Annotated in this window: 12 protein-coding genes; 2 read left to right on the forward strand and 10 right to left on the reverse strand. The window is 37.2% G+C overall.

The features are described 5' to 3' along the window. Positions 1 to 326: 326 nt before the first annotated feature. Complete coding sequence (locus ABE954_RS06515; RefSeq protein WP_166686958.1) at positions 327 to 1,079, reverse strand: energy transducer TonB; 753 nt, start codon at positions 1,077 to 1,079, stop codon at positions 327 to 329. Between the two features lie 559 nt (positions 1,080 to 1,638). Beyond that, positions 1,639 to 2,109, reverse strand: a complete 471-nt coding sequence (locus tag ABE954_RS06520; RefSeq protein WP_264403654.1) for a multidrug/biocide efflux PACE transporter — start codon at positions 2,107 to 2,109, stop codon at positions 1,639 to 1,641. A 110-nt stretch (positions 2,110 to 2,219) separates the two neighbouring features. Here ABE954_RS06520 and ABE954_RS06525 point away from each other — a divergent pair, with 110 nt between their 5' ends. Beyond that, positions 2,220 to 3,074: a LysR family transcriptional regulator gene (locus ABE954_RS06525; protein ID WP_042845235.1), complete on the forward strand. Its 855-nt coding sequence runs from the start codon at positions 2,220 to 2,222 to the stop codon at positions 3,072 to 3,074. A 189-nt stretch (positions 3,075 to 3,263) separates the two neighbouring features. After that, positions 3,264 to 3,743, forward strand: a complete 480-nt coding sequence (locus ABE954_RS06530) for a DUF4822 domain-containing protein (RefSeq protein WP_071548305.1) — start codon at positions 3,264 to 3,266, stop codon at positions 3,741 to 3,743. 60 nt (positions 3,744 to 3,803) lie between these two features. On the opposite strand, the gene ABE954_RS06535 is transcribed toward ABE954_RS06530, so the two are convergent. The 8 genes from ABE954_RS06535 to nrfB form a co-directional block, all read right to left on the reverse strand. Next, positions 3,804 to 4,748, reverse strand: coding sequence for a phosphotransferase (locus tag ABE954_RS06535; protein ID WP_206227035.1), 945 nt, complete (start codon positions 4,746 to 4,748; stop codon positions 3,804 to 3,806). 90 nt (positions 4,749 to 4,838) lie between these two features. Beyond that, complete coding sequence (gene yegD / locus ABE954_RS06540; protein ID WP_048607984.1) at positions 4,839 to 6,191, reverse strand: molecular chaperone; 1,353 nt, start codon at positions 6,189 to 6,191, stop codon at positions 4,839 to 4,841. A gap of 491 nt (positions 6,192 to 6,682) precedes the next feature. Next, on the reverse strand, positions 6,683 to 7,081 hold the full coding sequence (locus ABE954_RS06545) for a hypothetical protein (protein ID WP_129466240.1): 399 nt from the start codon (positions 7,079 to 7,081) through the stop codon (positions 6,683 to 6,685). Positions 7,082 to 7,403: 322 nt separating this feature from the next. Continuing rightward, the gene (nrfF, locus tag ABE954_RS06550; RefSeq protein WP_042845226.1) at positions 7,404 to 8,444 is read right to left on the reverse strand and encodes a heme lyase NrfEFG subunit NrfF; all 1,041 of its coding nucleotides are present in this window, start codon (positions 8,442 to 8,444) and stop codon (positions 7,404 to 7,406) included. Next, positions 8,437 to 10,311, reverse strand: coding sequence for a heme lyase CcmF/NrfE family subunit (locus ABE954_RS06555; protein WP_371025805.1), 1,875 nt, complete (start codon positions 10,309 to 10,311; stop codon positions 8,437 to 8,439). Before ABE954_RS06555 ends, nrfF begins: the two co-directional genes overlap by 8 nt. 24 nt (positions 10,312 to 10,335) lie before the next feature. After that, positions 10,336 to 11,292: a cytochrome c nitrite reductase subunit NrfD gene (gene nrfD / locus ABE954_RS06560; RefSeq protein WP_129466238.1), complete on the reverse strand. Its 957-nt coding sequence runs from the start codon at positions 11,290 to 11,292 to the stop codon at positions 10,336 to 10,338. Next, on the reverse strand, positions 11,289 to 11,960 hold the full coding sequence (gene nrfC / locus ABE954_RS06565; RefSeq protein ID WP_371025806.1) for a cytochrome c nitrite reductase Fe-S protein: 672 nt from the start codon (positions 11,958 to 11,960) through the stop codon (positions 11,289 to 11,291). The genes nrfD and nrfC overlap by 4 nt, the downstream gene beginning before the upstream one ends. Beyond that, positions 11,957 to 12,526, reverse strand: a complete 570-nt coding sequence (nrfB, locus tag ABE954_RS06570; protein WP_042845222.1) for a cytochrome c nitrite reductase pentaheme subunit — start codon at positions 12,524 to 12,526, stop codon at positions 11,957 to 11,959. Before nrfB ends, nrfC begins: the two co-directional genes overlap by 4 nt. Positions 12,527 to 12,564 lie beyond the last annotated feature (38 nt).

The raw sequence follows: 12,564 nt of genomic DNA on the forward strand, positions 1-12,564 counted from the left end.
ACCAAACATCAGGCTTTTGTCGATGATAACAAGAAATAAGCTTTTTCTCGTCCTATATAAACAGTATTAGGTAATGATTACCCCGCAATAGCCTTGGCAACAATCATCTGTAGCCTGTAGAGAATTTCACTACTGATTAGTTCATCATACACGATTAATAAAACAGCATTAGAAAGCCTATTCTCAACGGTTTTTTCATTTTTATGTATAGTAAAGCCAAACAGCTAAACCCAATGATAATCAGGCTGTTCACTATTCAATATATTGCAGGCATTAACAGCATAGTAACTCATATCACGATAGCGGGTTATTAGCTTTATTTAGCGTTAATTAAATTCAATATTAAGGATAATTGATTGAGCAAAGCCCGCTGGTGGCTTACCTACTGAGCGGCTTTTTTGTACCGCTGTTAATGCGGCATTGTCTAATAATTCGTTTCCAGAACTACTCGCTAAGCGTACTAAACTAATTTCTCCCGTTTGGCTTAATTGGAACTGAACTGTGCTGACACCTCGACTTTTCATTTTTTTAGCTCTACGTGGATATTGTTTATTGCGTTCAATTTCTTGACGTAATTTTTCACGATAGGAACTTATTAATTGACTGTCTATATTACTAGGGGCTTGTTGTGTTTTGTGGCTTTTATTTCCCAAGGATAAGGACGTCACTTGACCACCTGCTTTTTGCTGTTGGGCAATTTCAGTGTGTAGAGGTGTTTTTTTCTCTACTGGCTTCTTAGGCGTCTCTGTATTTTTAACCATTGTAGATGTTGTTGGTTTAACCGGTTCTTTGACGGTTTTTTTTATTTCTTTTTGTTTTTTAGGGACGACAATAGTGGCTTTTTCCACCACAGTGTCTAACTTTATTTTACTAAGGATAGCGTGGGCTTGTGCTATTTCTTCAGGTTGAGTTTCTTGAGCGGCCTGAGTCAATGCAATAGAAATAACTGGAGCATCCTGCAACGCTTGGTTTTTCTGAGATTGAGATAATGATTGAGTCGTTATATAAATAAAATACCCGATAACTAAAATATGCAATGTTATCGACAGAATAAAAGTAAGTAGTTTTTGACTCATCATAAGACCTCGGTATTCTTTCAGTTAAAGCCAAAAAGGTAACGGCTAAACGTGTTTAAGATAAGTAATTGCTAACATTGCTTTAAGGTTATAAGGGGTAAAAGAATTCATTTGGTTATAAATCATAAGATAATATGATGTTTTATTTTATGTTAATGATTATCAATTGCAAATGCAAGTTATTGTCATTATCGTGAGGTACGTCGTGGTTTCTCAGTTTTATAGTGTCATTAAAGTAATTAACAGCAGATAAAGTGGGGATATTTATTTCTCTATTAAAACAAAAAGGCTTAGCAAATAACTAAACCTTGATGAAATGACTTATATGATAAATTATGACTGTTAATAGTATCTTATTATCTTATTTAGTTTTACTCCGGATTAAATGTTGTTCCATGGCATAAATTGTCGCAGAGGATTGGTTATTCTGTGTAAAACTAAGCGCTGCCACTGCTTTCTCATGGCTATCCATTTCTCCAAAGTTTTTTGCAATGATAGCTAATATCGGGTCACTATTTGACAAGGACACCGAACATGTTTCGTGTTCGGTGTCGTTGCTGAACTATGTACGTTTTATGGCTGGCTTAATCGAGTTTGATTGGTTTTCTTGGTTAGTAAACCAACGGTCACGCAAAATGTCATAGAGTAGGTTAAATGCATAAGTGTAAAATAAGAAAAAAGCAAAGAAGCCAATCTCAAGTAAAAATGCATCCCATAAAGTCATTTCTAGGAGTACTGCCAGTATCGGTAGGCCGAGGATCACAAAACTTAATTCGAAACCAACAGCATGGGCAATACGTACTTTAGTTGGGCGTAGCCCTTTAGAAAGAGGCCAGTAGAGGTCAAATAGCATGTTATAGAATAGGTTTAATAACATGGCGAGTGTCGATAATATAATCGCGACGGTACCCATTTGGAAAATTGAGCGTCCTAAAATCCATGCACTGACCGGAGCAGTTATCGCGATTGCGATGATTTCAAATGAAACTGCATGAAAAATTCGTTCAGTTAATGTTTTTGTCTGCTTGCTCATAACTACCTCAAATATATAGCTATCTAATATGTTATAAAAAAAACAGGTGCAATTATTTGCTATTTTATATATATATACAAAATGGCAGCCATCGGAAAAATCGATACCTTATGAACTATTCTATAGAAACATTGCGTACCTTTGTGGAAGCCGCTGCACTGAAATCGTTCTCTGCGGCAGCGAGAAAGCTTAATAAAAGCCAATCGACAGTGAGTACGACTATTAGTGGTTTTGAAGATGATATGGGATTTGCTTTATTTGATAGGCAAGGGCGTGAATCAACACTGACTTTTGCTGGAAGAAAGGTATTAAGTCTAGTTGAGGATATCTTATCAGCTGATGAACGATTACAAGCCTTGAGAGTTGAATTGTCACCTGATATTGAACCACGGTTAAGTTGTGCTTTTTCAGATATTTATCAACCTCCACACGCAGAGCATGTATTAACAATATTAGATAGACAATTTCCTCATATTGAATTTGAATTCTTAATAGCCGAAAACAATGATGTCATTGAAATGATCCAAAATCAGCAGGCTCATGTTGGCATGATGGAGTCACGAATCGAATATCCTGCTGATATTTCATTTTCACGTTTACCTGTTCAAGGGGAGCTAGGGTTGTATGTGTTAGCTAGCCATCCGTTAGCAAAAGAAAAACAAATTACCTATCAACATCTCACGACGACACGTCAACTACGGTTAAGTAGCAGCAGTGAAACCGTCATTAACAGCGAAAAAAACTGGCTGGCTCCCAATTATTTGTTGTTACTAGAAATGGCTGAACAAGGGACTGGCTGGGCAATACTACCCACTTGGTTAGTCAAGCAATTCGGTCATGGCCTATTGGTGAGCCTTAATTATGACCTATGGCCGCGTAAAATTAATGTAGATTTAGTGTGGTCTAAGCATAATCCACCAGGTAAAGCGGGATATTGGTTGATCAATAAATTGTTAAATAGTTAGGATTGAATATATTTATTCTAATTAATTTGTAATTGTTGGTATAACTGTAATTTATTTAGAACTCCTCCTCGTATGTAACAAAACATTTCCATGTAAATAAACGTAATAACATTATGATAATAAGTCTTATGTAGTTACCCTTAAGTTAAATCAAATGCTTGTTTGAGCTTGTTAGTTAAAGGAAATAAAATGAAAAGACTATTAGTACCTACATTATTTGCTGTTGTATCTACAATGTCATTTGGTATTCAAGCCGCTACGGCTCCAGCAGCAACGCAATCACAAAATGCTGAGCATAAATTAAATGCTTACGAAGAAATCATGGTTGGTAAAGTCTGGACAACAACGGAAGCTTTAGACCAAAACAAAAAAGAAGTCAGTGCCGATGATAAGCAAGTTTCTAACTTCTTTGGCTTAGCTGAATATTATCCAGATGGCACCTTTAATATGACTACATTTGATGGGAAACCAAAAATGAAAGGTGATTGGTCATTTGATGAGAATGGAAAAACCCGTTCATTAACTGCAAAAAATGATCAAGGGGAAGTGTTATTTACTCGTGTTGTAGAAAATGTCACTGTAACACCTGAAGAATATACTTATCGTATTTATCCAGAGCAAGATAACAAAGATAAGTACTTTGATATTGTACATAAAGTTAAAAAATAATTTTCTTATGGATGCCGCTTTGAGCGGCATCCATATTATCTAGCAACGTGCTGTTTTAAATTATAGCGTGTATTTTTTTAACAATTTTTCATCTAATATTAATGATAACAATGAAATAAATAAATTTCGTTGCCGTGTATTTTCCCATCCTTGTTCAAAATCAGACATTAACCAAATCACTTCATCTAAAAATAAATGTTTGATAGCTTGTTGCCAACAAGACTTTTCAAAAGGGGTAACTGTAATGAATTCAGAATAACCGAGTTTAAACAATTCCCATTCATCTACAGTAAAAATACGATTTGGTGCTGTTTCTAATACATTATGGAAAAGTAACAATGTTAAGGCTAAATCGAAAATCCTAGGAATATAAGTTGCATTATCGGGGTCTATAATAAAGGCTTGGTTGCACTCTAAATAAATTAAATTATCAGCTTTGTAGTCATAAGGCGTAGCAACAGCGGGTAAATTATTTTTTCTTAAAACCGATTGATTTTCAATAGTCTCTAGCATTAATCTTTTAAACTGATTTATATCTATAGCTAATTTATGCTTTATACAATGGTCATGTATGATATTGATATCATTGATTATATCGCTATCCTCAAGCTCATATTCATTATACTCACTGAGTTTTTCTTGATTATTGATAGAGGAAACCGAGTGTATTTTCCCCAGTAAACGGCCTGCTTCAATAATTTCATGTGTAGAAGCGCTATATTTACTTCCTTTAATAAACGGATAGAGCACCCAAACATCATTATTTATTTCTTGTGGATTCGGGGTAACTACTGAAATTGGTGTGACAATATTTATTTTTTTATTATTTAAATTGGATAAATAGCTTGCTAATCTGTTGGCATCATCAATATTAGAGCAAGTCTGTTTTAGTACATAATCATGATTATTCTTATGTATTTTATATACTGGCGAATAAGGATAGATGCTTTCGATCTGACTAATATCTGTTAGCTTAAATTTTTTGAGAATATTATTAATTTTCATGTGACTACCAGCAACTGAAGAAGTAAGGTTAAAAGGCAATGTTAAACATTACCTTTTATTGTAAGTAGTCACTTAGAAAATAATGTGTTTTTATTTAAAACAGGTTTCAGCCCAGCGAGTTAGCCCTGCGGTAACGGAACCAAAATCATCTCCGCGTACGATAGGGATATTAGGCAATTCTTGGGAGATAGCTTGATGCAATATGGGTGAGCGAGCACTTCCCCCCGTAATGTAAATAGCATCAGGTTGCACTCCCCCTTGATTGACAGCCTCTTTAACTAGTTCAATCATTTTATTCTTTGGTGATTCTATTGATTCAATTAAATGCTCTCGTTGAATATTAACTTCAAGCGTTTCATTCAATAGCGCAATTTTAGCTAAATAATTAGCATCTTCAGATAAGGCAATTTTCGCCTCTTCAGCTTTACGGACAAGGCTATACCCAAGGGTTTCGTTATATACTTCTAGTAAGCGAGCCAATTTTTTAGGCTCTTTTGCTTCTTGTTTTAATCGAGTCAGCGCTGAAAGGTTTTGCCGCGAATAAAATTCTTTTTGGGCTTCAACATTATTTATCGCAATTGGGTTCCAAAACTGTAAAAATGGCATTTTAATACCTGAAAGCGACTGGCTTTCCATCCCAAAAAGTTGCATCAATTGTTTTAGCGCAATATAGATATCAAGATCATTTCCGCCCACTCTTTGGCCACTATGGGCTAATAAGGAAGGGGTTCTATCTTGTGCGGTTCGGTAACTTGGCCCCATTTGAATTAATGAGCAATCAGTTGTTCCGCCACCAATATCAACAACTAGGATTATTTGGTCACTATTTAAAGTTGATTCATATTCAAGGCCAGCAGCGACAGGTTCAAATTGAAATGTAATATGATGAAAGCCTGCACGTTTTGCGGCACGATATAATATGGATTCTGCTTGCTGGTTAGCTAATTCTCCACCGCGACCATGGAAGTTAATTGGCCGTCCAATCACTGTATCGTCTATAACTTGTTGTAAGGTATGTTCAGCAGTATCTTTGATATTTTTCATCATGGCGCAAACAAGGTCTTCGAAAAAACTAATTTGTGTTTCATGAAGCCCGGAAGCGCCTAAAAACGACTTAGGTGATTTTACATAATAAACATCTCTTGGGTCACTTAAATATAAATCTAAGGCAGCTTGCCCGAAAACAATATCTTCAGGCATTAAATCGACCCCTTCATCTTGATTAAAAGTTATCGACCTTCTTAATATTTGCTGCCCAATTTCATCTGAAGGTGTGATTTTGCAATGACGAAATAGGTGTTCAGATACAGATTCTCTTGTTGGCGCACACAGTGTTGATGGAATATATTTACTATGGCCCTCTAATGGTAATAGTGTCGGTATTCCGTCCTTCATGATTGCGACAGCGCAGTTGGATGTACCGTAATCAAAGCCTATAAACATCTCGCCTCCAAAATAGTAACCTTGAAAAAAAAGGGTTGTGACTTTATATCAAGCAATCAAGAATTACTACCAAAATAGCTAGTTAATTTAACGTTGCAAGATTAGAAAATGATAAGATAGGCATGACTTCGCTTTTCTCAAAGTCAGTTGTGTGATTAAGGTTATGGAACTATTTTTAACCTTTCTTAAGCAGATGTATGCACTATAGTATATGGAGGTAGATAGAAAATTAACATATAGTGCTCATCTTAATTCTAACTTATCTTGAATGCAGAAATAAACAAGTTGAGAATATGAGAATATTGCTTATGCTGGTTTATTCGACCATTTATTATATTTTTATTATATGTAATTGAATCAATATAAAAACAACATACTTTATTTCGTTTGAAATGTGTAGGATTGAGTGATGGTTTTAGACGTAATTTAAATATTATTTTTATATTATTAATGTGTTAAATTTAACCTTGATTGTATTTTTATCCGGTGGATTAATTATTACAATATTTACCCCATATTATATTAAAATTATCATTAGGGAACTCTTTGTCTTTATCATCAATAATTGGGATAGAGACAACATTACGACCATCGTCATGACGATATGTTTTGACGATAAAACGTTTAAATGAATATGGTGTTTGACTGGTAAAAATGAGTACTTCTCCACAAACATAACCTAACATTCCGTGGTCAAGAGTTTCTCTTATCTCATGATATTTAACATTTTTATACTCTGCTGTTTTAGGGTCAACTAAAAAATCCTCAACTGCTTTTTGTGATTTTTCAATAATATCTAGATCAGGTGTATAGTTACTCGCGACACCGCCAATAAAGGACGCGCCAGCAATAAGGCCAACAACCAAGAATGAAAATATTTTATTTTTCATGTTTTTTATTTCTTATGTGATTGTTTTACATTCCTAAAATAACATCGTAAAAGAAAAATGTTTAATCGTATATAAGTAAGATTAAGAGAGTTAATTTTACTTACGTTATTATACACAGGTTTAATTTTAGGAGTTTAATATAGCGAATGTAGCATAAAATTATTTAATGTAATATAGAGATGAAATAATGATGAGCAGTAAGAAACGAAAAATTACATATTAAAATGAATTGACATTAATTAGGGGGGTATATTTGTTACTATAGTGATAATTTAGTATGTATTAACACTTAATGTAAAGATATTAATTTTATATATTTTAATTATTTTTTATTTCCCATTATTTTTGCCATATGTATGGCTTCAATTAGTTGTGAACGATTAATACGGGAGCTATTGCTATCTAATAGTTTTTGCCAAATATCAATTGCTTGCTCGTAATTTGCATTCATAAATGCATCAGAAGCAACTAGCATTAAGGCTGTGACCTCATTGTTATCAAGAGCTAGGGCTTTATTAATTACAGCATGGGCATCTGGAGTCAGGTGCTGCCCTGCTTGATAATATAATACAGTTGCAATTGCGGAGTATATTTGTGCATTCTCATCGCCATATTTTAGTGCTCGATAATAAGCGATTAGTGCGTTGTCATAGCTGTTTTGATATAAATAATATTCACCAAGTGTTGCCCATAGTTCACTATTTTCAGGTGACTGACGAATATCATTTTGTAAACGTAACAAGTCATTTTGTTCTTGTTGTAACGGAGTGAATGATAAAAGAGGATCAGAGATACGTAAATATTCGCGATACGTCAGTTCAAAGCGGGGTATAAAGAAATAACCAATAATGGCGAAGAATAATACAATGATAAACACCGTGTTTCGTTTCTGTTGAGAAGGAGATTCATCAGTCACGGAGACTAAAAGTTGTTTTGTAGTTTGGGTTACTTCGGCGCTATCATGGCGATAATGATATTTTTGTCGGCGAGTTAAGTAGAATGTTAAACTTAAAATCCCCGCCAGAGCAATGATGGGCAATCCCCATAATAAAGCAGTTCCTAGCGTTAGCGGTGGGTTATAAAGAACAAACTCACCATATCTATCAGTCATATATTGTTGGATTTGGCTCTTATTTTTACCTTCAGCTACCATTTTGAATACTTGATGCCGCATACTGACCGCAGTAGGGGCATTTGACTCTAATAAATTTTGATTTTGACATTGTGGGCAACGTAGTGATGAGGCAATTTGCAAAGAATAGTCTTGTTCTTCCTGCGAATTAAATTGCCACACGTCTACAATTTGTGCTTTAGCCATAAACGAAGCAAATAAGAAAATGAAAGTGACTAAAGCTTTATTCATGCTTTGTTCTTCCTTTTACCCAACCAATTAGCAGCCCAAAACACATAAATAACGCACCTCCCCAAATCCATTGAATGCCATCTTGCACATAAAAGCGTATTGCGTAGCTATTTGCACTTGTTTTCTCCCCTAAAACAGCATACCAATTACGTACCCAGCCCCAATAGGTTCCTGGTTCAATCATTAATTGCTGACGTGCCGTATAAAAACGGCGTTCAGTAATTAATTGGTGTAAGGGGTGGTTGGCTTGGGCAACTTGTATAACGGCTTTTTCAGTTGTGTAATTCCCCTTAGCAAGGAGTTTAAGCTGTTTAAATTGGAACTGATAATCTGCTAAAGAAACAGACTGCCCAATGGAAAGGTTGACACTAATTTCTTGCCGGCTACCAACGGAAAGGGCAATACCCGCAGCAAAAATAATTACCCCAGTATGGGCAAGAAGAGAGGGTAATTGTTGGTTAATTACACGAATTGGACGTAACCAAAAAATGCATAAAATAGCCATTAAAAACCCACACGAAATGGCGATAATTATTCCGTGTGACCATAGAACAATACTGAGTAATGTACTGAGGAGCAATATAACCGGAAATCGCCATTGGGTGATGAAAGGGATTTTCTTCGGTAGATTAAGCACGCTTAATGCCATAATAAGTAACATTAAAATGCCGAATGGGAGTAATGCTTGATTAAAATATGGCGCACCAACAGAAATTTTCCCCCAACCAAAGAGGGCATAAATCATTGGATAAAGCGTACCAGTAAGAACAATAAATAATACTGTAGCAAATAGGACTAATGTTAATAATAAGTAAGTATCACGTTTATTCACCTTAGCGGTTTTACTTTCTACATTTTTTGCTTTCCAGCCATAAATAAACAAAGCGATAAGGCTTAAGATACTAAATAGTAAAAATAGGGGAACGGCTCTCACATTATCAAGGGCAAAAGCATGTACAGACATTAAAATGCCAGAGCGTACAATTAATGTACCCAATAAAGATAAGATGAAGGTAAGAATGGCAAGTAATATTGACCAGTGCCGATATCCTTCAGTTTTCCTCGATGCGGATAAGCTATGAAGCAGGGCAGTGGCACTTAGCCAAGGAAGTAGTGATGCATTTTCAACAGGGTCCCAAAACCACCAACCCCCCCAGCCTAATTCGTTATATGCCCACCATGAACCCAGCGTAATTCCGAGAGTCAGTATACACCAACTTGGTACGGTGAAACGCCAACACAACCAAGCCGTGATTTGATTAAATTGGCCTGTGAGTATTGATGCGAGAATTAAGGCGGTCACAACCATTAACCCACTATAGCCTAAATACAGCAATGGAGGATGTAAAATAAGCCCCCAATGCTGCAACATTGGGTTGAGATCACGCCCTTCAATTGCGGGTGGGAAAATCCGCTCAAAAGGGTCTGAATAAAAAATAATGAACCATAATAAAGCGCCACTGATCATGGCAAGAAAGGTTAATGTCAGTGGGAAGACAAGATGATTTTGCTGGCGATAGCGCCAAGCAAATAATGCGCTCCAAGCCGATATAAACAGTAACCAAAGGAAAATTGACCCTTCATGTCCTCCCCATACTGCGGCAATCTTTATATATAAAGGGGATAAACGATGACTATGCTGTGCAACATATACTACGGAAAAGTCACTTTGGATAAAGCTGACGGTCAAACAAATATAGGCAGTAAGTAGCAGAAAAAACTGTGAATAAGTCCAAAGCACGTTCTGAGGCATTTGCCTCGGAACGTGTTGGATGAGACCAATAACTCCACTCAAAGCCTGAAAGCTAGCGATACATAAAGCCAATACAAGGCAGAGAAAGCCGATTTCAGGGAGTATTAGTTCCAATTATCACCTTTATGATTGAATGAGTTATGCAACTGTTAATTGCCCCGCATATAACACAAAAAAGCGTAAGCAAAATACACCTAATAAGCTGGCACCACTGATAATCAACACTCGAGATGCCCCTAGTCCTTTATCAGCCCATTTTTTTAATGCTAAAGGAATAATGAAGCCGAAACCGACGACACCAATCCAGAACCAAGTGGTCCAGAAACCGCCACCCAGCGCCGCAGTTAAGGAACGTATCTTCCCGTCATCGCCAAGTGCTAACCCAACAAAAAATGCAGCTAATAGGAATATTTCTAACCAAATCACATAGCCTTCAACTTTATGTAGAAATGCACTTTCAGGGTTATGAACATTTTTACGATAACGTAGGGCGATAGCAATTAGCGCGACTGCGATCCCCGACGATATCCCTGAAAATAGGAATAAAGCGGGTAAAATCGGGTTATTTAAGAAAGGGTACGATTTTAGCGCTGAGAGTAAAAAGCCAGTATAGGCTCCAAGTAGTACCGCGAGTACTAACATGATGATATCGAGAAAGCGCACAACGCGATTAAATAAGCTTAATATACGAGGAACAAAACTGAATTTAGGGAGCCACTTTTGTTGTAATGTAATCACCTCTTTTTCATATATTTTTGCTAACCAAATAACCAGAACTACCATATATAGCTGAAATAGCATGACCCCCATCGACATCACTGAAGTTAGGCTGTAGTGGAACATCAGTTTCCAAAACGTCCACGGACGAGTTAAGTGGAGGATCAAAATCAGTAGTCCAAATATGATGGTTGTTGGCGCAAGTATCAGTGTCGTTCTCATTAGAGTACTGTCACTGCCTGCCGCTTTGGGGTAATACTGACGTAGTAATACCGCCAGTACGACTAGCCCTGCCGAAATACCAATTAAGAATAGATAAACAGCAATTGGCCAATCCCAAACGAGAGATTCAAAATGGAAAGCTGAAGCTGTTGTCATTGGCTAACCTCCCCATATTTGAAGGGAACTCGATACATTTTGGGGTGTGTGCCGAGCGCTATTTTGAACCGGTATGTTGGTTTTTCTTTTAGCATTAACGAAATATCGCTATTAGGATCATCTAAATTACCAAATATCAGTGCTTTGGTTGGGCAAGACTCGACACAAGCGGGTTGTTTACCCTTTTTTAGATTGGTTTTACGACAAAAATCGCATTTATCGGCGGTTTTACTCACGGGGTGAATAAACCTGACACGGTAAGGACAGGCTGCAATACAATATTGACAACCTACGCATAAGTCAGGGTTTACATCCACAATTCCAGTTGTTTTATCGATAAAAGAGGCCCCTGTAGGGCATACATCAACACAAGGGGCGCTCTCACAATGTTGGCAGGAATGGCGAAAAAAACGATATTTAACATCAGGAAACTGACCAATAGGTTCACTACGAATAATCGTTAACCGAGAAACACCTTCGGGGACTTGGTTAACTTCTCTACACGCATCCATACACGCCGTACAGCCGATACACAAGTTTTCATCGTGGATCATGCCGTAGCGAACCCCGTCTATTTTCATTGTATTCGCTAGAGTATGACTCGCTATCCCCCCCACCGCCGCCAGTGCGCCTGAGTAGATGATGAATTGACGACGAGAACAACTCATGGTTGCTCCTTACGCAATTTTACCGCTGCTGGGTTAAAGTCAGGGTTATTGCGTTGATCAGAGTGGCAGTCGACACAAATTTTCACTTTCCCTTTATCTGTCAGTACCTTCATAGTGTCTTGTTTAGGATGAAGGTCATGGCAGCTAGCACAGGCTACTTTGGTGACGTGGACATCATGTGGCCAAAACGCTTTTTGTAGCTGTTCGGGTAAGTGACAGGACAAACACACACTATTTTGCTGTTCCACACCGTACATTGGGTCGTTAAAACGCATAACATCTTTAACGCCTTCGCGGTGTTTTGGTCCAGGATTCCCGTGACAATTGGTACAAGTTACCGGTAAGTTATTATTGGGGTTAATAACTTCTGCGTGCGTGCCGTGCATGCCTTCTTTGTCAGGTTTATGGCAGTCGATGCAAGCGCTATCTGCGCTACGCTGCGGTGTAACAACCCAACGGCCTTCTGCATTTTCTTGTGCAATCTGAGGTGTCGCGGATGCAGCCGCTGCCCATAATAAGCCTGTTGCCAGCACCCCAGCAGTTAATAACGAACGTAGTACGCTCATATTCACTCCATTGGTTAAATCGCCCTTAGGTTGCGGGC

The sequence above is a fragment of the Providencia sp. TYF-12 genome, assembly GCF_041344805.1.
Lineage (GTDB): Bacteria > Pseudomonadota > Gammaproteobacteria > Enterobacterales > Enterobacteriaceae > Providencia > Providencia huashanensis.